This is a genomic window from Janthinobacterium sp. UMAB-60 (assembly GCF_900095235.1).
Taxonomy (GTDB): Bacteria; Pseudomonadota; Gammaproteobacteria; order Burkholderiales; family Burkholderiaceae_D; genus Janthinobacterium.
This window is the reverse complement of the sequence record NZ_LT607482.1, coordinates 563043-581842: the sequence shown is the minus strand read 5'-3', so window position 1 is coordinate 581842 and position 18800 is coordinate 563043. Positions and strand designations below refer to the sequence as shown.

Genomic DNA, 18800 nt, shown 5'->3' with positions numbered 1-18800 from the left:
CGCGCCGACCCCAACGCCCCCGCCAAACCGCCCCGCAGCACGTGGGCGCGCATGCTGACTGCCGCCATCGCCGGCGCCGTCGCGGTGCTGGCGTTCGCCCCTTTCGGCTACTGGCCGCTGCAAATCCTCAGCCTGGGCGTGCTGTTCTACCAGGTGCTGCGCGCGGCGAACGTCAAGGCCGGCGCGCTGATCGGCTGGGCCTACGGCTTCGGCTGGTGCGCGGCCGGCACGCACTGGCTGTACATCTCGATGCACCGCTATGGCGACATGGCCGCGCCGATCGCCGCCATCGCCGTGGCCTTGCTGGCCCTCTTGATGGCCATTTACGTGGCCCTGGCCATGGGCGCGGCGGCCTGGCTGCGCCAGCGCTGGGTGCTGTCCCTGCCCGCCATGACCCTGCTGGTGCTGCCCGCCACCTGGACGCTGTTCGAATGGACGCGCGGCTGGCTGTTTACGGGTTTCCCGTGGCTGGCCACCGGTTACGCCCACAATGCCAGCCCGCTGGGCGGCTTTGCCCCCATCGTCGGTTCGTATGGCGTGGGCTGGCTGGCGGCGCTGTCGGCCGGCGCCCTGCTCTTGCTAGTCCACCCCCTGCACCGCACGCGCTGGTTTGCGCTGGGCGGCGTCATCGCGCTGTACGCGGCCGGCATCGGCTTGCAGTATGTGAACTGGACCCATCCGGTCGGGCGCCCCATCACCGTGCGCCTGTTGCAGGGCAATGTGCCGCAACAGCAGAAATTCGACCCCGGCTTCGTGCTGGGCGCCCTGCAGATGTACCAGAGCGCCATCACCAGCGCGCCGGCCGACCTGATCGCCACGCCGGAAACGGCCGTCACCGTGCTGCCGCACCAGCTGCCGCACGGCTATCTGGATAGCCTGGGCACGTATGCGCAGCAGACGGGCAGCACGATTTTGCTCGGCATGCCCGTGCTCGACGAACAACAGCGCTTCTACAATGCGGCCGTGGGCATCACGCCCAACGGCACGCCGGGACCGTACTACCAGTACCGCAAGCACCATCTGGTGCCGTTCGGCGAATTCGTGCCGCCCGGGCTGCACTGGTTTGTCGCCATGATGGCCATCCCGCTGGGCGACATGGGCCGCGGCGCGGAAGTACAAGCGCCTTTGCCCGTGCGCGACCAACTGGTGCTGCCGAATATCTGCTACGAAGATTTGTTTGGCGAAGAAATCGCGGGCCAACTGGCCAGCGCCCACCGCCATGGCAAGCAGTCGGCCTCGGTGCTGCTCAATATCTCGAACCTGGCCTGGTTTGGCGACTCGATCGCCATCCCGCAGCATCTGCAGATTTCGCAGATGCGCAGCCTGGAAACGGGCCGCCCCATGCTGCGCTCGACGAATACGGGCGCCACCGCCGTCATCGACGGCAAAGGCGTGGTGCAAAGCCTGCTGCCGCCGGAACAGCAAGCCACGCTGGCGGCCAAGGTGCAAGGCATGGGCGGCATGACGCCGTACATTCTGTATGGCAATAAACTGGTGCTGGCCCTGGCCGCGCTGGCCTTGCTGACGGCTTTCCTGCTGTCGCGCGCCGCGCGCCGTGGCCGCGCCGTGCAGCAATAAGCGGCCGATATTGCCCGAAGAGTCACAGTGGGCCCGTAAAAACCGCTAAAATTAGCAAAATCCCGGCCCGGACGCACTTGTTGGCAGCGTGCGGGCTTCAAGCAAACCTTAACAAAGCGCAGCCTCCCGCGCGGCGAACTCATACGATGCTCACATTTCAACAAATTATCCTGACCTTGCAAACCTATTGGGACAAGCAAGGTTGCGCCCTGCTCCAGCCTTACGACATGGAAGTCGGCGCCGGCACTTTCCACACCGGCACCTTCCTGCGCGCGATCGGCCCGGAACCCTGGCGCGCCGCGTATGTGCAGCCGTCGCGCCGTCCGAAGGATGGCCGCTATGGCGAAAATCCGAACCGCATGCAGCACTACTACCAATACCAGGTGGTCTTGAAGCCGGCGCCGGAAAACATCCTCGACCTGTATCTGGGTTCGCTGGCCGCCCTGGGCCTGGACTTGCAGCAGAATGACGTGCGCTTCGTCGAAGACGACTGGGAAAGCCCGACCCTGGGCGCCTGGGGCCTGGGCTGGGAAGTCTGGCTGAACGGCATGGAAGTGACCCAATTTACCTACTTCCAGCAAGTGGGCGGCCTCGATTGCAAGCCCGTGCTGGGCGAAATCACCTACGGCATCGAACGCCTGGCCATGTATTTGCAAGGCGTGGAAAACGTGTATGACCTGGTGTGGACCGAGTGGGAAGAGAATGGAGTCACGAAAAAACTGACCTACGGCGACGTCTTCCACCAGAACGAAGTGGAGCAATCGACCTACAACTTCGAGCATGCGAATACGGACCTGCTGTTCGAACAGTTCGGCAACTACGAAGCGGAAGCGAAGCGTTTGATCGAGCTGCAACTGACCCTGCCCGCCTACGAGAAAATCATGAAGGCTTCGCACAGCTTCAACATGTTAGATGCGCGTGGCGCCATCTCGGTGACGGAACGCGCCGCCTACATCGGCCGCGTGCGCACCCTGTCGCGCCTGGTGGCGCAAGCGTATTACGACTCGCGCGAGCGCCTCGGTTTCCCGATGCTGCCCGCCGCAGACCAACCCGCCGCCGCTTGATCGCCTAGCTCACACACCGCCGTACCAGACAAGAACACCATGAACCAAACACTGCTCATCGAACTGCTGACCGAAGAACTGCCGCCGAAAGCGCTGGCCAAACTGGGCGCCGCCTTCACGGCCGGCATCGTCAATGGCCTGAAAGCGCGCGACTTCCTGGAAGCCGACAGCGTCGCCACCAGCTACGCCTCGCCGCGCCGCCTGGCCGTCTCCATCACCAATGTGCGCGAAGTCTCGCCCGATAAATCGATCCGCGAAAAAGTCTTGCCCGTCTCCGTGGCGCTGGACGCGAACGGCAACGGCACACCGCCGCTGGCCAAGAAACTGGCCGCGCTGGGCTTCCCCGACCTGACGCTGGCCGAACTGGAACGCGCCGTCGACGGCAAGGCTGAAAGCTTCTTCTACACTTACACGGCACCGGGCAGCCAGCTCGCCAGCGGCGCGCAGGCGGCATTGACGGAATCGGCCGCCAAGCTGCCGATTCCAAAACTGATGAGCTATCAGCGCCCGGACGGCACCACCGTGCAATTCGTGCGCCCCGCCCACAGCCTGCTCGCGCTGCATGGCATCAATATCCTGCCTCTAACCCTGCTGGGCTTGACGGCCGGCCGCACGACCCTGGGCCACCGCTTCCTCACCGACGGTACGCCGATCACCATCGCGCACGCGGAAAACTATGCGCCGTCGCTGATCCTCAACGCCAGCGTCATCGCCAGCAACGAGGAACGCAAGGAGCGCATCCGCGCCCAGCTGCTGGACAAGGCCGGCGCCGACCAGGTGCTGATGCCCGAAGCGCTGCTCGATGAAGTGACGGCCCTGGTCGAATGGCCGGTCGTGTATGAATGCCACTTCGAGGAAGAATTCCTGGCCGTGCCGCAGGAATGCCTGATCCTCACCATGCAGACAAATCAAAAATACTTCGCCCTGACCGACAGCGAAGGCAAGCTGCGCTCGCGCTTCCTGATCGTCTCGAACATCGAGACGGACACGCCAGAACACATCATCGGCGGCAACGAGCGCGTCGTGCGCCCGCGCCTGTCCGACGCCAAGTTCTTCTTCGAGCAAGACAAGAAGAAGACGCTGGCATCGCGCTTGCCGCTGCTGGCCAACGTCGTGTATCACAACAAGCTGGGCACGCAAGCGGCCCGTACGGAGCGCGTCAAGTCGCTGGCCGGCGCCATCGCCGCCAAGCTGCAATATGACGTCGCTCTGGCCGAACGTGGCGCCCTGCTGGCCAAGGCCGACCTGCTGACCGACATGGTGGGCGAATTCCCCGAGCTGCAAGGCATCATGGGCACGTATTACGCGCGCCATGACGGCGAGCCGGAAGAAGTGGCGCTGGCCGCTTCCGAACACTACCAGCCGCGTTTTGCCGGCGACAGCCTGCCGTCGACCGCCACCGGCACCGCCGTGGCCCTGGCCGACAAGCTGGAAACGCTGGTCGGCATCTGGGCCATTGGCCTGGCGCCCACGGGCGACAAGGACCCGTTCGCGCTGCGCCGCCACGCGCTGGGCGTGCTGCGCATGCTGCTGGAAAAACGCCTGCCATTGTCGATCCGGGGCTTGCTGGCGGACGCCGCCGCGCAGTTCGCGTCGGTGCCCGGCTTCAAGGACCCCGTCGCGGATGTGACCACCTTCATGCTCGACCGCCTGCGCGGCATCCTGCGCGAGCGCGGTTTCTCGCCGAATGAAATCGAAGCCGTTGTGGCGCAAAATCCCGACCGCCTGGACGACATCGTGCAGCGCCTGGAAGCCGTGCAGGCGTTTGCCGCCCTGCCGGAAAGCGCCTCGCTGGCCGCCGCCAACAAGCGCATCACCAACATCCTGAAAAAGAACGAGGAAGCGGTCAGCCTGGTCGCCGCCGGCGGCGTCAACGTGGCGCTGCTGCAGGACGAAGCGGAGAAAAAACTCGCCGCCGCCGTCTCGCGCGTGCAGCCGGAAGTCGATGCGGCCTTCGCCAAGGGCGACTTCACCAGCACCCTGCAAACCCTGGCGCAGCTGCGCGACGACGTCGACGGCTTCTTCAACGACGTGATGGTGATGGCCGAGGATGTCGCCCTGCGCAACAACCGCCTGGCCTTGCTGTCGTCGCTGCACGGCATGATGAACCGCGTGGCCGACATTTCCAAGCTGGCGGCATAATGGGCACTCCGGCGCTGAAACTGATTATTCTCGACCGCGACGGCGTCATTAATCATGACTCGCCGGATTTCATCAAGTCGCCGGCCGAATGGCTGCCGATCCCCGGCTCGCTCGAAGCGATCGCCCGCCTGAACCAGGCCGGCTATCGCGTCGTCGTCGCCTCGAACCAGTCGGGCATCGCGCGCGAATACTTCGACATGACGGTGCTCAACGCGATCCACCAGAAGATGCATACCCTGGCGCAGCAGGTGGGCGCCGACATCGACGCCATCTTCTTCTGCCCGCACGCGGGCGCGGACAATTGCGACTGCCGCAAGCCGAAACCGGGCATGTTCCATGAAATCTCGAAGCGCTACAACACCAGCCTGAAAGGCGTGCCCACCGTTGGCGATTCGCTGCGCGACCTGCAGGCAGGTTTCATCAGCGGCTGCGTGCCCTACCTGGTCTTGACGGGCAAGGGCGAAAAAACCAATGAAACGGGTGGCCTGCCACCCGGCACCCAGGTCTTCCCCGACCTGGCCGCCGTGGTCAGCCACCTGCTCAAGGCGCCAGCGGCGCCAGCGCCCACCGTGGCATTCAGTATCTAATTTTCGGAGAACCGCATTGCGTAATATTTCCCTGTTCCTGCGATCCCTGCTGTTCATGACCATCATGATCGTGGCCACCATCGTCTGGGCCTGCGTGTGCTTTTTTGCCGCGCCATTGAGCTACAACAAGCGCTATTGGGTCACCTCGCGCTGGAACGTGTTTATCCTGTGGTGTGCCAAGGTCATTTGCGGCATCCGCTATGAAGTCAAGGGCGCCGAGAATTTCCCCGACGCGCCGGCCATCGTGCTGTCGAAGCACCAGTCGGCATGGGAAACCATCTTTCTGCTGCCCAGCCTTCCCCGTCCGCTGGTGTATGTGTTCAAGAAGGAGATCCTGTATATCCCGTTCTTTGGCTGGGCCATGGCGCTGCTGCGCATGATTCCCATCGACCGCAAGCAGGGCAAGCACGCGTTCAAGAGCGTGGTCGCGCATGGCAAACGCCGCCTGGCCGACGGCCAATGGATTATCATGTTCCCGGAAGGTACCCGCATCCCGGTGGGCCAGGCAGGCAAGTACAAGAGCGGTGGCACGCGCCTGGCCATTGCCACGGGCGCCATGGTGGTGCCGATTGCGCATAATTCAGGCGAATGCTGGCCCAAGCAGTCATTCCTCAAACGCCCGGGACTGATCACCGTCTCGATAGGCAAACCGATTTCGCCGGAAGGGCACACCCCGGACAGCATGATGCAACAGGTGGAAAATTGGATAGAATCAGAAATGCGCGTCATTTCGCCTCACGCCTACAACGCTGGCTAGACGGCATCAGCGCGGTCATCCAGGAGCCGACCCTGCGCCAGCAGATGAAGACCATCAAGGTCGGCGACCAGCAACTGGATTTGTTCGCGCATGACGTCTCGACCAGCACCTCCCCGGCGGTGCGCCCCACGGCACCGCCAGCGCCGCCCGTGGCGCCACCGCCAGTGACACCCGCGCCCCCCATCGTTCGCCCTGTCCCATCGCCCCTGCCGTCCCCGCCGCGCCCTGCCGATGGCCCGCCGCTGCGCCAGCTGCAGCTGGGCAGCCACCTGGTCGAATTCGCCCTGCGCCGCTCCACGCGCCGTTCCATCGGCTTCATGATCGACGATAACGGCTTGCGCGTGACCGCGCCCAAGCGCGTCACCCTGGCCGAGATCGACAACGCCATCCGCGCCAAGCAAGGCTGGATCGTCTCGAAGCTGCTGGAACGGGGCGAGCGCAAGGTGCAGCGCCAGCAGCGCCCGCCCGTGGCATGGGTCGATGGCGCCGCGCTGCCCTACCTCGGTGGCGAAATCACCCTGCGCCTGCACCAGGCGCCGCGCCACCGCGCCAGCTTCCAGCACGAGACGAATGAGCTGCACGTATGGGTCACGCCCACGGGCAGCGAACAGCAGTTGAAGGACAAAGTGAAGGGCTGGTTCCAGCACGAGGCGCGCCAGCTGTTCGAAGCGCGCCTGGACTTGTATGCGCAAAAGCTGGGCGTAAGCTACGATTCGCTGTCGCTGTCGTCGGCCGGCACGCGCTGGGGCAGCTGCACCATCGAGCGCAAGATCCGCCTGAACTGGCGCCTGATCCACTTCGCCCTGCCGCTGATCGACTACGTGGTGGCGCACGAGCTGTCACACCTGCTGGAAATGAACCACAGCCCCCGCTTCTGGGCCACCGTGGAATCGATCTATCCCGATTACGATGGCGCCAAGCAGGCGCTGAGAAAACGCTCGCAGGAGCTGCCGGTGTTGTTCGCGTAAACAATATTGTTGGCGGCGCTGCCGTCACCGCAGCAACGGTTGAATCTCCGCGATGGTCCGCGGCGTGGCGCCCCGGTGTTGGCTGGCGAAAGCCAGCGCCTTTTGTCCCATCGACGATAAACGCGCCGAATCCTGCAGCAGCGCCGACGCTTGCGCCATCAGCGCGTCGGCGTCCGCCACCCGCGCGGCGCCGCCGGCGGCAATCGCCTGTTCGGTCACCAGCGCGAAATTGAAGGTGTGCGGGCCGATCAGCACGGGCTTACCCAGGGCCGCCGGCTCGATCAGGTTTTGCCCGCCCAGTGGCAGCAGGCTGCCGCCGACAAAGGCGCAATCGCAGGCCGTGTAATACGCAAACATCTCGCCCATCGAGTCGCCCAGCAGCACCTGCGTGCCCGCCGCCACAACATCGTCCTGCGCCAGGCCGGACCTGCGCTGCACGGTCAGGCCGTGCGTCAGCACCAGTTTTTCCACCTCGTCGAAGCGCTGTGGATGGCGTGGCACGATCAGCAGCAGAACACCATCGGGCAAGCTGGCGCGGGTATAGGCATCGAGGAGCAGCTGCTCCTCGCCTTCGCGCGTACTGGCACACAGCAGCACGGGACGCGCACCGATGGCGGCGCGCAGCGCCGCCCCTGTCGCCAGCGCCGCCGCGGGCACGACGACATCGAACTTGATGCTGCCCGTGACGACCACGTCCCGCACGCCCAGCAGGCGCACGCGCTCGGCGTCATCCTGCGTCTGCGCCGCCACCAGGGTGATGCCGCGCGCCGCATCGGTGATGAGCTTACCCAGGCGCTGCGCCTTGCCCAGCGAACGCTGTGACAGGCGCGCGTTGGCCAGCACCACCGGCACTTTGTAGCGATTGCATTGGTGGATCAGATTCGGCCACACTTCCGTCTCCATCAGGATGCAGATGCGTGGCGCGAAATGGCGGATGAAACGGGCCGGCATGGCACCCGTGTCGTACGGCAGATAGCTTTGCACCAGACGCGCACCATGTTTGGCGAACAGGGTTTTACCGGTCGCGCGTCCCGTGGGCGTCATGTGCGTGAGGACGATGCGGCAAGCGGGCCATGCGGCCAGCAACGCATCGATCAGCGGTTCGGCCGCGCGCGTCTCGCCAACCGAGACGGCGTGCAGCCAGAGCGTGTCAGGAGCAGTGTCGGCCTGGCGTCCGTACCAGCCCAGGCGCTCGCCCCAGTGCTGGCGGTAGCCCGGTTCCTGGCGTCCGCGCAACCACAACCGCGCCAGTACCAGGGGCAAGGCCAGCCACCAGGCAAGGGTATAAAGAAGTCGCATGATTGTTTAACGTGACGTCAGGCGGGAGGATAGTCGGCCAGCAGGCGCTGTGCCGCGGCCAGCACTTCCGGCACGCCGGGCGGCGCGCCCTTGTCGCCCAGGTTGATGATTTTCGGCGACCAGTTGCCTTCCGTTTTCCACAGCGGCGAATCGGCATAGATTTCCACCGTCGGACGCACGAAGGCGGCGGCGATATGCGTCAGGCCCGTATCGACGCCGATCACCAGCGCCGCGTGGCGCGCCAGCAGCGTGGCATCGCCCATCGACAGCTTCGGCAGCACGCGCGCATTCGGCAGGCCGGCCGCCAGCACTTCCGCTTCCGCCTTTTCCTTGGGCGAGCCCCAGGGCAGCAAAATCGGCATGGGCGCGAGCGCATGGCCCAGGGCGATCCAGTTTTCCGGCGCCCATTTCTTGGCGTCGCGCGCCGTGCCGTGGAAATACACGCAGTATGGCGCCTCGCCCATCCAGTCCGGGCGCGGCTCGCTGCCTGACACTTCCGGCAAGCCGAAATCGGCCGGCGTATCGAGCGTGTAGCCGAGTGCCGCGGCGGCCACCATGCGGCCGCGCGCTACCGCATGCGTGCGTGGATCGAGCGGAATGCTTTTCGTGTGAAAGATGCGCGAGATAGCTTCGTAGCCCGAGCCTTCGCTGCCATTGGCCAGGCCGACCTTCTGTCCGCCCGGCGCCAGCCGCGCGGCGCCCATGATGATGCCCGTCTTGAGCAAACCCTGGGTATCGAACACATAATCGTAGCGCGTCTGGCGCAGGCTGCGGAAAAAGGCGGCGATTTCCGCGCGCGTCTCCTTCTTGCCCAGGCTCTTGCGCCAGCGCCGCAGCGCGAACGGGAAGATGGCGCCCACGCGCGGATTCAGGCGCACCAGGCTGGTGTAACCCTCTTCAACCACCCAGTCGATGGTCGCATCAGGATAATGGCGGGCGATGTCCGCCACCATCGGCAAGTTATGCAGCACGTCGCCCAGTGACGATACCCGCACCAGCAGGATTTTCAAGGGCGCCTGTGCGCCAGGTTGACCGGCCATGCTGTCAGAACGGCAGAACGGCGTCAGGCTTGGCGGCCAGGATCACGCTCTTGAACTGGCCCTGGATACGCGCCAGGGCTTCCGGCGTTTCCGCCTCGAAGCGCATCACGATCACCGGCGTGGTGTTCGACGAACGGGCCAGGCCGAAGCCGTCCGCGTATTCCACGCGCAGGCCGTCGATGGTGATGATCTGTTCATTGCCGGGAAAGACGGCGTCGCGGCGCAGCATGTCCATCAGCGCGACGTTCTCGCCTTCCTGCAGTTCCAGATGCAGTTCCGGCGTGCTGTCGGACTGCGGCAGGGAATTGAGCAGGCTTGAGGGATCGGCCTCGCGCGTCAGGATTTCCAACAGGCGCGCGGCCGAATACATGCCGTCGTCGAAACCGTACCAGCGGTCCTTGAAGAAGATATGGCCGCTCATTTCGCCGCCCAGCGGCGCGCCCGTTTCGCGCAGCTTGGCTTTTACCAGCGAGTGGCCGGTCTTGTACATCAGCGGCACGCCGCCATGCTTGCTGATCCACGGCGCCAGGTGGCGCGTGCATTTCACGTCGTACAGGATTTGCGCGCCCGGATGGCGCGTCAGCACGTCGGCGGCGAACAGCATCATCTGGCGATCAGGGTAGATGATCTGGCCATCCTTGGTGACCACGCCCAGGCGGTCGCCATCGCCATCGAAGGCGATGCCGATTTCGGCATCCGTCTCGGCCAGGCAGCGGATCAGGTCTTGCAGGTTTTCCGGATGTGCAGGATCGGGGTGGTGATTGGGGAAATTGCCATCGACTTCGCAGAACAGTTCGATGACCTCGCAGCCCATGCCGCGGAACAGGTCGCCCGCGAACGCGCCGGCCACGCCATTGCCGCAATCGACGGCGATCTTGATCGGGCGCGCCAGCTTGACGTCGCCCAGGATACGCTGCAGGTAGGCGGCGCGGATATCGTGGGTCGCATAGGCTCCCGGCGTGGCGCTGGCGCTGCCGTCGTGAGCGACGATGCTGTGGTACAGCGCCTGGATCGCTTCGCCGTGGATCGCTTCGCCCGCCAGCACCATCTTGAAACCATTGTAGTCAGGCGGATTGTGACTGCCCGTGACCATGATGCCGGAGCGCGTATCGAGCACATTCGTGCCGAAGTACACCATCGGCGTGGCCACCACGCCCAGGTCGATCACGTCGATGCCTGCGGCCTGCAAGCCCTGCGCCAGCGCCGCCGTCAGTTCAGGCCCCGACAGCCGGCCATCGCGGCCGATCACGACCCGCTGCTCACCCTTGGCCAGGGCCGCCTGGCCAAATGCCTGACCGATCTTGTAGGCCACGCTGGCATCGAGGGTTTTAGCAATGATGCCGCGAATATCGTAGGCCTTGAAAATCGTTCTGGACAATGGAAGCATGGTATGGGCGGTATAAGTATAAGTAAGGGTATCGATAAGGTGCCTGGCAAGGTACAGCGCGTGGCTGGCAGCTTGCCACTGCGCCAAGAGTATACCGAATTATACGCGCAGCAGATCGATGGACTTGCCCGATTCCACCCATTGCTTGACCCACAGCGGCTGGCGACCACGGCCTGTCCATTGTTGAGTAGCATTGTCAGGATGGCGGTAACGTACCGCGACTTTGCCCGTGCGCGGCTGCAAGCCGTCGAGTATCAGCTGTTTCAGCGGAATGCCCGCTTGCTGCGCGATGGCCATGATCTGTTCGCGCGCCTTGTTCAAATCCTCACGCTCGCGGCTGTTTAATTCCTGCTTCACATTATCTTCCAGCTTGCGCAATTCCAGCATCGTCATCATTGACAGATCCATCCCGTATATCCTTTACATTCAATTAAATAATAAAATCACGTGGAATATACTACATTGCATAAAAATGCGCGCACCGTAGCGTAATCGCTCGTCGCTTGAATGAAAGAGCTCGATTTATTTACCGGTTCAACATTAAGATTAAATGAAGAATATGTCGAAACCACGCGCGGAAACATGAATAAACATGAATAAAATGACATTCTGGCTGGTATGGCACGGTCACCGATTCCAGCAAGTATGGCAGGGAATGATTATCGCTATAAAACACCGAATTATTCAGCTAAGTAATCCTCAGGAAATTAAGAAGACGCTCACTACCGGGATATGCTCCAAGGGCAGCCATGCTTATAATGCATGCGCGTAGTTCACTTCACCCTGGCACATATGAAAACTTATTTTATCGGCGATCTGCAAGGCTGCCATGCCCAAACCGTCGAACTGATCGAACGGATCCAGGCGGCGGCGGATGGCCCGTACCGCCTGCTGTTCGCGGGCGACTTGATCAACCGCGGCCCGGCCTCGCTGGCCACCCTGCGCCACGTGCATGCGCTGGCGCAGCAGGGCCTGGCCGACAGTGTCCTGGGCAACCATGACTTGCATTTGCTGGCCGTGGCCAACGGCATCCGGCCCGAGCATGCGTCCGACACCCTCGCAGAAATCCTCGATGCGCCCGACCGCGAAGAACTGCTGGCCTGGCTGCGCCAGCGTCCGCTCGCCTTGCGGCACCAGGGGCATGTGCTCGTGCACGCGGGCTTGCTGCCGCAATGGAGCGCGACCCAGGCTTTGTCCCTGGGCGAGGAAGTGTCGAGCATGCTGCGCAGCGATGGCTGGGTGGCGTTCCTGCGCAGCATGTACGGCAACGAGCCGGCCGCCTGGCGCGACGACCTGCGGGGCGCCGACCGGCTGCGCTGTATCGTCAACGCCATGACGCGGCTGCGCTTTTGCACGCCGGACGGCGTGATGGACTTCAAGATGAAGGAGAGCGGCAGCCCGCCGCCGGGCTCCGGTCTGCTGCCGTGGTTCAACGTGCCGGGACGGCGCAGCGCCGGCGACACCATCGTCTTCGGCCACTGGTCGGCGCTGGGACTGCAGTTGCGGGAACACCTGATCGGCCTCGATAGCGGCTGCGTCTGGGGTGGAAAACTGTCGGCCGTGTGCCTGGAAGACCGCTCGCTGCTGCAAGTCGACTGTCCCGCCTTTCAGCAGCACAGTGGCAAGCAGTAAGCAGTACCGCGCGCATATGCTTAGTCGAAATCGGTCGTTGGCCCTGGCGCGCCTGCGCCGTATGATGCAGCTTTTGCCTGTGCCATCCCATGCATCCTGATACCGACAGACTGGCGCGCTGGCTGCTCGGCAGCCTGGAACTCGACACCGCCGTCCTGCATGTGGGCCAGTACTGCGGCCGCTGGCGCGCTTCCACGGCGGGCCGGGAACTGGGCAGCTTTCACCTGGTGCTCGATGGCCACTGCTATTTGCACCTCGATGGGGCGGCGCCGATTGCGCTCGGCCCGCGCGATGGCGTCTTCCTGCTGCGCGACTTGCCGCACTTCCTCAGCCCCCACAGCGACCCGCTGCAGGCGGTGAGCGCGCAAGCCATGCTGCCGCTGCAAGCGTCCACGGACCAGCCGGCGACGGCGCTGGCCTGCGGCTTCTTTCAATTTCGCGGCGCCCTTTCCGCGCTGATCGTCGACTCGTTCCCGCCGTATCTGCTGATACGCGGCGACGCGCCCGCCTTCAGCGCCGCCGCAGCGCTGTTCGACCTGATCCTGCTTGAAGCGGGTGGCGATCCGCAGCAACCGTCGCCGCTCATCGCGCGCCTGGTCGAACTGCTGTTCTTTTACCTGATCCGCCATGTGGCGCAGGGCGAGCAGGTGGCGGCCGGCCTGCTGTCGCTGCTGCACCAGCCCGCATTTTCGCCGCTGCTCGAACGCATGCTCGACGCCCCAGCCGCCGACTGGTCGATCGAGAACATGGCCAAGGCGGCGTGCATGTCGCGCGCCAGCTTCTGCAAGCATTTCGCCAGCGCCAGCGGCCACTCGCCGGCCCAGTTCCTGCTCCTGCTGCGCATGAAGATCGCCGCGCGCCGGCTGCACGACGGCGTCTCCGTCGAACGCGCGGCCGAACTGGTGGGTTACCGCTCGCACGCCGCCTTTACGCGCGCCTTCAAGCGGGTCACGGGCGAGCAACCGGGTGCCTACCGGCGCGACCAGAGATTGCGCCAGCTGGCCAGCTGACATCAAGGTTTGCGCAATCAAAGACGAACGAGCACAAAAGGACGACGCTGACGTCTGTTGCGTGCGCGATATGGCCGATATAATGCCCGGGTGACTTACCAACTTAGCAAGGTACCCCATGTCCCGTCTGACGCTGCACACTCTCGATACCGCCCCGGCCGATAGCCGCCCCTTCGTGGAAAAGGCCATCGCCAACAACGGCTTCCTGCCCAACCTGATCGGCGTGCTGGCCAATGCCCCGCTGGCGCTGGAAACCTATCTGACCGTCTCCGGCATCAATGCGCGCGCCAGCCTGACGTTGATGGAACGCGAAGTGGTGCAAATCACGGCCGCGCGCATCCATGGCTGCGATTTCTGCATCGCCGGCCATAGCGCCATTTCGCTGAAAAAAGCGGGCCAGACGCCCGACATCGTGCGCGCCCTGCAGCATGGCCAGCCGACGGGCGACGCCAAACTCGACGCCGTCGCCGCCTTCGCCACGGCCGTCATCGCCACGCGCGGCGCCGTTAGCGACGCCGAATATCAAGCCTTCCTGGCAGCCGGCTACAACGAGCAGCAGGCGCTGGAAGTCGTGCTGGGCATCAGCCTCGCCACCCTGTGCAATTTCTCCAACAGCCTGGCCGGCACGCCCGTCAATCCGCAATTGACGCCCTACCTGCCTGGCGCCGTCTGACATGGGCCACCTCCATCACTGGCTGCACATGCATGCCGACCAGCTCGACCAATCGTCGGCACTGGCTGAAACCGTTTTGCCGGCCCTCGCCGGCGACCAGCTGCTGGCCATCGGCGTGCCGCAGGAGCACGGCGGCGCGGGCGGCGACGTGCGCGACGCCATCAACGCCATCGCCAACGTCGCCGAGCAATCGGTAACGGCGGCCTTTGTCTTCTGGGGCCAGCGCTGCTTCATCGAATTCCTGCTGCAAAGCGAGAACCGCGCGCTGGCCGAGCGCCGCTTGCCCGGCCTGCTGGCTGGCACGCAGGCGGGCGCCAGCGGCCTGTCGAACGCCATGAAATTCTTGTCCGGCATCGAGCAGCTGCAAATCACGGGCGTGCGCCAGGATGACGGCTTGCTGGTCGACGGCGGCCTGGCCTGGGTGACGAACTTGCGCAAGGCGGGATTTGTCGCGGCGGCCGCCGTGGCGCCGAACGACGGCGCGCCACCGGCCATCGTCGCCTTCGACAGCGGCACGCCAGGCGTGCAGCGCGGCGACGACCTGGACCTGATCGCCCTGCGCGGCAGCAATACGGCCTCCGTCAAGCTGACGCAGGTGCACATCCCCGCCGCGGACATCATCAGCGACAATGCGCCAGCCTGGCTGCCGCAGGTACGCCCCTCGTTCCTCGGTATGCAGTGCGGCCTGTCGATCGGCCTGGCGCGCGCCAGCCTGGCAAAGGCGGCGCAGATCTCGGCCGGCTCGCGCAACGCGCTCACGCCGCGCATCGAAGCGCTGCAAGCGACCCTGGAGGCGGCTGTTGCCACCTTGCTGGCCGGCGTGCACGATGGCCGCTTCAAGACGCAGGCGCCGACCATGTTCCGCCTGCGCATACAGCTGGCCGACGTGCTGCAACAAGCGCTGATGCTGGAACTGCAGGCGATGGGCGGGCGCGCCTACCTGAACGCGGAACAGCAGGGCTTTGCCCGCCGCTGGCGCGAATCGTCGTTCATCCCCATCGTCACTCCCAGCCTGACGCAATTGCAGGCGGCCTTGCAGCTGTTCGACAGCCAGCAGGCGGCAGCGGGAGCGTCGGCATGAGCGTTGCTGATTGGGCCTTGCAGGCGCAGGACCTGAGCTACGCCTATCCTGGCACGGCACCCGTGTTCCAGCACGTCTCGCTGGGCGTGCGCAAGCGCGAAATCGTCTGCCTGCTGGGCGGCAGCGGCTGCGGCAAATCGAGCCTGCTGCGCGTGCTGGCCGGCTTGCAGCCGCCATCCACGGGCGCGATCCAGTTTCTCGACTCTCCCATGCGCGAACCGGACCCGCGCAGCGCCCTCGTCTTCCAGCAAGCCAGTTTGCTCCCCTGGCTGAACGTCACGGGCAATGCCGGTTTCGGCCTGGACTTCAAGCACCAGCCGCAGCTCACGCGCGCAGCGCACCAGGCGCGCGTGGCGCAAGCCATCGAAGCGGTCGGCCTGAAGGGCCGCGAAAAGCTGTATCCGTCCGCGCTGTCGGGCGGCATGGCGCAGCGCGTGGCCCTGGCCCGCGCGCTGGCGCGCGAACCGGAACTGCTGTTCGCCGACGAACCGTTTTCCGCGCTCGACGCCATCACGCGCGCCGAGATGCAGTCGCTGCTGGTCGACGTGGTGCACCGCTGGCATACGGCCGTGCTGCTCGTCACGCACGATATCGATGAAGCGATCCTCGTGGCCGACCGCATCTTGCTGATGGGCGGCAAGCCGGGCAACATCGTGCGCGAATGGCCCGTGGCCATCACCCAGCCGCGCATCGGCCACAGCGCCGACGTGATCGCCCTCAAGATGGACATCCTCGACGCCCTGCAAAAACTGCAAACGCAGGACCAGCAAGCATCGCTCGCTCCCCTTTAATTGACCGGAACACTCTCATGTCACTGCAAGCAGATAACAAACCCCTGCACATCTGTGCCTCCTCCGATTGCGACTGCGGCCTGACGCGGCGCGACTTCCTGCGCATGTCGGCCCTGGCCACGGCCAGCGTCGCCTCGCCGCTGCTGTTCGCCGGCGACGCCATGGCCCAGCAAGGTCCGAAAGGCGACGACCAGCCGGTGAAGATCGGCTACCTGCCGATCACCGACGCCACCCCGCTGCTCGTCGCCCACGCCCGCAAGCTGTTCGAGGCGGAAGGCTTGCAGGCGGAAACGCCGCGCCTGTTCCGCAGCTGGGCACAGATCATCGAAGCCTTCGTCGCCGGCCAGGTCAACGTCATCCATCTGCTGTCGCCGGCCACACTGTGGGTGCGCTACGGCGCCAAGTTCCCGGCCAAGGTCGTCGCCTGGAACCACGTCAACGGCTCCGCGCTGACGGTGGCCAACGAGATCAACAAGGTCTCCGAGCTGGGCGGACGCACGGTCGCGATTCCATTCTGGTACTCGATCCACAACATCCTGCTGCAGCAAATCCTGTCCTCCAACGGCCTGACCCCGGTCACGCGCGCGCGCAATGCCACCATCAAATCGAATGAAGTCAACCTGATCGTGCTGGCACCGGCTGAAATGGTTTCCGCCCTGGCCAGCAAGTCGATTGCCGGCTACATCGTGGCCGAACCGTTCAATGCGGCGGCGGAAAACGCCGGCATCGGCAAGATCCTGCGCTTCTCGGGCGACGTGTGGAAAAACCATGCGTGCTGCGTCACGTTCCTGTCCGAGCGCGACATCAACACGCGTCCCGAATGGGCGCAGAAGGTCACCAACGCCATCGTCAAGGCGCAGCTGTGGACGCGCTCGAACCAAGTCGATACGGCCAAGCTGCTGTCGAACGTGGGCGAGCACCGCTACACGCCGCATCCGCTGCAGGTGCTGACCAAGGTGCTGGCCACCACCGATTACGCGAGCTATGAAAAGCAGGGCCTGATCGTGCACAAGAACTGGCAGCAGCGCCGCATCGACTTCCAGCCCTATCCATTCGCCTCGTACACGGAAGAACTGGTGCGTGCCATCGGCCGCACCAAGGTCGAAGGCGATACGCGCTTCCTGGCCAATCTCGATCCGAAATTCGCCGCGCGCGACCTGGTCGATGACCGCTTCGTGCGCAAGGCCATCACGGCAGTCGGTGGCCCGGCCGCCTTCGGCTTGCCGGCCAACCTGCTGCGCAGCGAAACCGTGGCGGTCTGACGATGGCAAAGAAGTTGTTCACGAAGTTCGGCCTGCCCCTGGTGGGGCTGGCCTGTGCCTTGCTGTTGTGGTCCATGGGCGTGACGGCGCTGGAGAAATCCACGCCGATCGCCACCGCCTTTGCGCCGCTGCCCACGGCGCTGGCGTTCCGGGAAATGCTGAGTGGTTCGGATATCTGGCTGCACGTGGTACTGAGCCTGCAAAGGGTAGCTGTCGGCCTGGGGCTGGCGATCATCATCGGCGTGCCGCTGGGCGTGCTGGTGGCCATGTCGAAAATTTTTTCCGGCGCGGCCATGCCGCTGTTCCAGCTGCTGCGCATGATTTCGCCGCTGTCGTGGATGCCGATTGCCGTGATGGTGCTGGGTGTCGGCGACGCGCCCGTGTACTTCCTGCTGGCGTTTGCGGCCGTCTGGCCTATCCTGCTCAATACGGCGGCCGGCGTGGCGCGGCTCGATCCGAACTGGCTGCTGCTGGCGCGCAGCCTGTCGGCCACGCGCAGCGAGATCGTCTTCAAGGTGATTTTGCCGGGCATTACGGCCGATATTCTGACGGGCGTGCGCCTGGCCATCGGCATCATCTGGATCGTGCTGGTACCGGCCGAAATGCTCGGCGTGTCGGCCGGCCTCGGCTACTTCATCCTCGATACGCGCGACCGCCTGGCGTACTCGGAACTGATGGCCGCCATCGTGCTGATCGGGATTTTAGGGTTTATGCTCGACTACCTGGCCCGCGCCGCGCACGCGCGCTGGCTGCACGTGAAGAACTAAGCGGCTTTTTCCAGCGGCAGCGCAGCGGCCACCGCCGCCTGCGTTGCCGCCGCCAGCTCACGCCGGTGCGCGTCGGCCGTACCGACGGAAGCCAGGCAGGTCAGGCGCGCCGTGATCGGCGGACCGCTCAGGATCGCCACCATGCTTTGCGCAAAGCTCATGTCGCCGATGAAGTCGACGGCGTGATGCAAGGCCCCCTTGTCATCCACATACACGAGCGCGAACGGCTGCACCGGCACTTGCGCGTCGATGGCCGCCTCGAACAGATTCGCGTGAAACGGCAGGATCTGTCCTTGCGCGGCGGTGGTGCCTTCGGGGAAGAACGCAATGCGCTCGCCCGCCGTCAACTTATCCACCAGGCCCTGGAAGATCAGGCGCAGGTCACGCTTGCTGCCGCGCGAAATGAAGATGGTGCCGGCGCGCCCCGCCAGCCAGCCGAGGATCGGCCAGGCGCGGATTTCCGCCTTGGCGACGAAACGGCAAGGGTGGATGGCATTGATGACGAAGATGTCGAGCCACGAGACGTGGTTCGCCACCACCATCGCATGGTCGAGTGCCGGCACGCTGTCGGCCGGCAGCGCCACGTGCACGCCGCAGATGTCGAGCAACTGCGTCGACCAGCGGCGGATGCGCCGGTTGCGCCCCTCCAGGTCCAGCCAGGGGAACAGCACCGCGCTCTTGGCCATGCCGCAGCTCAGGTGAATGGCGATGCGCGCGAGGCGGTAGGTAAGCAGAAGTTTCAAATGACACCAAGGTTGGAAG

The 18800-nt window shown here is 64.7% G+C and carries 18 protein-coding genes; 13 read left to right on the top strand and 5 right to left on the bottom strand.

What is annotated here, in order from left to right; genetic code table 11:
* Window positions 1–51: 51 nt before the first annotated feature.
* The 6 genes from lnt to K0F86_RS02580 all read left to right on the top strand — a co-directional run bounded on the left by lnt (window position 52) and on the right by K0F86_RS02580 (window position 7096).
* Window positions 52–1578: an apolipoprotein N-acyltransferase gene (lnt, locus tag K0F86_RS02605; protein WP_219132786.1), complete on the top strand. Its 1527-nt coding sequence runs from the start codon at window positions 52–54 to the stop codon at window positions 1576–1578.
* A gap of 146 nt (window positions 1579–1724) precedes the next feature.
* Window positions 1725–2642 (top strand): glycine--tRNA ligase subunit alpha, encoded by a 918-nt coding sequence (gene glyQ, locus K0F86_RS02600; RefSeq protein WP_099762190.1) that lies wholly within the window; start codon window positions 1725–1727, stop codon window positions 2640–2642.
* A gap of 39 nt (window positions 2643–2681) precedes the next feature.
* Window positions 2682–4784, top strand: a complete 2103-nt coding sequence (gene glyS / locus K0F86_RS02595) for a glycine--tRNA ligase subunit beta (protein ID WP_219132785.1) — start codon at window positions 2682–2684, stop codon at window positions 4782–4784.
* Window positions 4784–5371: a D-glycero-beta-D-manno-heptose 1,7-bisphosphate 7-phosphatase gene (gene gmhB, locus K0F86_RS02590; RefSeq protein ID WP_096237794.1), complete on the top strand. Its 588-nt coding sequence runs from the start codon at window positions 4784–4786 to the stop codon at window positions 5369–5371. Before glyS ends, gmhB begins: the two co-directional genes overlap by 1 nt.
* 16 nt (window positions 5372–5387) lie before the next feature.
* The gene (locus K0F86_RS02585) at window positions 5388–6128 is read left to right on the top strand and encodes a 1-acyl-sn-glycerol-3-phosphate acyltransferase (RefSeq protein ID WP_219132784.1); all 741 of its coding nucleotides are present in this window, start codon (window positions 5388–5390) and stop codon (window positions 6126–6128) included.
* Between the two features lie 44 nt (window positions 6129–6172).
* Complete coding sequence (locus K0F86_RS02580; RefSeq protein ID WP_219132955.1) at window positions 6173–7096, top strand: M48 family metallopeptidase; 924 nt, start codon at window positions 6173–6175, stop codon at window positions 7094–7096.
* 24 nt (window positions 7097–7120) lie between these two features.
* Here the strand turns inward: K0F86_RS02580 and waaA are convergent, their stop codons facing one another.
* The 4 genes from waaA to K0F86_RS02560 all read right to left on the bottom strand — a co-directional run bounded on the left by waaA (window position 7121) and on the right by K0F86_RS02560 (window position 11230).
* Window positions 7121–8395, bottom strand: coding sequence for a lipid IV(A) 3-deoxy-D-manno-octulosonic acid transferase (waaA, locus tag K0F86_RS02575; protein WP_219132783.1), 1275 nt, complete (start codon window positions 8393–8395; stop codon window positions 7121–7123).
* Window positions 8396–8412: 17 nt separating this feature from the next.
* Complete coding sequence (waaC, locus tag K0F86_RS02570) at window positions 8413–9435, bottom strand: lipopolysaccharide heptosyltransferase I (protein WP_219132782.1); 1023 nt, start codon at window positions 9433–9435, stop codon at window positions 8413–8415.
* A gap of 4 nt (window positions 9436–9439) precedes the next feature.
* Entirely contained in the window at window positions 9440–10822 is a 1383-nt protein-coding gene (locus tag K0F86_RS02565) for a phosphomannomutase/phosphoglucomutase (protein ID WP_219132781.1), read from the bottom strand.
* Between the two features lie 99 nt (window positions 10823–10921).
* A complete protein-coding gene (locus K0F86_RS02560) occupies window positions 10922–11230 on the bottom strand; it encodes an H-NS family nucleoid-associated regulatory protein (protein ID WP_219132780.1) in 309 nt (102 codons plus the stop codon).
* Window positions 11231–11614: 384 nt separating this feature from the next.
* Between K0F86_RS02560 and K0F86_RS02555 the strand changes: the two genes are divergently transcribed.
* The 7 genes from K0F86_RS02555 to K0F86_RS02525 all read left to right on the top strand — a co-directional run bounded on the left by K0F86_RS02555 (window position 11615) and on the right by K0F86_RS02525 (window position 18038).
* Window positions 11615–12454 (top strand): symmetrical bis(5'-nucleosyl)-tetraphosphatase, encoded by an 840-nt coding sequence (locus K0F86_RS02555; RefSeq protein WP_219132779.1) that lies wholly within the window; start codon window positions 11615–11617, stop codon window positions 12452–12454.
* Window positions 12455–12543: 89 nt separating this feature from the next.
* A complete protein-coding gene (locus K0F86_RS02550; protein WP_219132778.1) occupies window positions 12544–13464 on the top strand; it encodes an AraC family transcriptional regulator in 921 nt (306 codons plus the stop codon).
* 118 nt (window positions 13465–13582) lie between these two features.
* On the top strand, window positions 13583–14137 hold the full coding sequence (locus K0F86_RS02545) for a carboxymuconolactone decarboxylase family protein (protein ID WP_219132777.1): 555 nt from the start codon (window positions 13583–13585) through the stop codon (window positions 14135–14137).
* Between the two features lies 1 nt (window position 14138).
* Complete coding sequence (locus K0F86_RS02540; RefSeq protein WP_219132776.1) at window positions 14139–15218, top strand: acyl-CoA dehydrogenase family protein; 1080 nt, start codon at window positions 14139–14141, stop codon at window positions 15216–15218.
* Window positions 15215–16009: an ABC transporter ATP-binding protein gene (locus K0F86_RS02535; RefSeq protein WP_219132775.1), complete on the top strand. Its 795-nt coding sequence runs from the start codon at window positions 15215–15217 to the stop codon at window positions 16007–16009. Before K0F86_RS02540 ends, K0F86_RS02535 begins: the two co-directional genes overlap by 4 nt.
* A gap of 17 nt (window positions 16010–16026) precedes the next feature.
* Complete coding sequence (locus tag K0F86_RS02530; RefSeq protein ID WP_219132774.1) at window positions 16027–17271, top strand: ABC transporter substrate-binding protein; 1245 nt, start codon at window positions 16027–16029, stop codon at window positions 17269–17271.
* 2 nt (window positions 17272–17273) lie between these two features.
* On the top strand, window positions 17274–18038 hold the full coding sequence (locus tag K0F86_RS02525; RefSeq protein ID WP_219132773.1) for an ABC transporter permease: 765 nt from the start codon (window positions 17274–17276) through the stop codon (window positions 18036–18038).
* Here the strand turns inward: K0F86_RS02525 and K0F86_RS02520 are convergent.
* Window positions 18035–18781 carry a 1-acyl-sn-glycerol-3-phosphate acyltransferase gene (locus tag K0F86_RS02520; protein WP_219132772.1) on the bottom strand — a complete coding sequence of 249 codons (747 nt, stop codon included), beginning with the start codon at window positions 18779–18781 and terminating at the stop codon, window positions 18035–18037. The genes K0F86_RS02525 and K0F86_RS02520 overlap by 4 nt on opposite strands.
* Between the last annotated feature and the right edge of the window lie 19 nt (window positions 18782–18800).

Coding starts and splice junctions, on each gene's coding strand:
- lnt (WP_219132786.1), top strand. CDS start 52: ATGCTGACTGCCGCCATCGCCGGCGCCGTCGCGGTGCTGGCGTTCGCC.
- glyQ (WP_099762190.1), top strand. CDS start 1,725: ATGCTCACATTTCAACAAATTATCCTGACCTTGCAAACCTATTGGGAC.
- glyS (WP_219132785.1), top strand. CDS start 2,682: ATGAACCAAACACTGCTCATCGAACTGCTGACCGAAGAACTGCCGCCG.
- gmhB (WP_096237794.1), top strand. CDS start 4,784: ATGGGCACTCCGGCGCTGAAACTGATTATTCTCGACCGCGACGGCGTC.
- K0F86_RS02580 (WP_219132955.1), top strand. CDS start 6,173: ATGAAGACCATCAAGGTCGGCGACCAGCAACTGGATTTGTTCGCGCAT.
- waaA (WP_219132783.1), bottom strand. CDS start 8,395: ATGCGACTTCTTTATACCCTTGCCTGGTGGCTGGCCTTGCCCCTGGTA.
- waaC (WP_219132782.1), bottom strand. CDS start 9,435: ATGGCCGGTCAACCTGGCGCACAGGCGCCCTTGAAAATCCTGCTGGTG.
- K0F86_RS02565 (WP_219132781.1), bottom strand. CDS start 10,822: ATGCTTCCATTGTCCAGAACGATTTTCAAGGCCTACGATATTCGCGGC.
- K0F86_RS02560 (WP_219132780.1), bottom strand. CDS start 11,230: ATGGATCTGTCAATGATGACGATGCTGGAATTGCGCAAGCTGGAAGAT.
- K0F86_RS02555 (WP_219132779.1), top strand. CDS start 11,615: ATGAAAACTTATTTTATCGGCGATCTGCAAGGCTGCCATGCCCAAACC.
- K0F86_RS02550 (WP_219132778.1), top strand. CDS start 12,544: ATGCATCCTGATACCGACAGACTGGCGCGCTGGCTGCTCGGCAGCCTG.
- K0F86_RS02545 (WP_219132777.1), top strand. CDS start 13,583: ATGTCCCGTCTGACGCTGCACACTCTCGATACCGCCCCGGCCGATAGC.
- K0F86_RS02540 (WP_219132776.1), top strand. CDS start 14,139: ATGGGCCACCTCCATCACTGGCTGCACATGCATGCCGACCAGCTCGAC.
- K0F86_RS02535 (WP_219132775.1), top strand. CDS start 15,215: ATGAGCGTTGCTGATTGGGCCTTGCAGGCGCAGGACCTGAGCTACGCC.
- K0F86_RS02530 (WP_219132774.1), top strand. CDS start 16,027: ATGTCACTGCAAGCAGATAACAAACCCCTGCACATCTGTGCCTCCTCC.
- K0F86_RS02525 (WP_219132773.1), top strand. CDS start 17,274: ATGGCAAAGAAGTTGTTCACGAAGTTCGGCCTGCCCCTGGTGGGGCTG.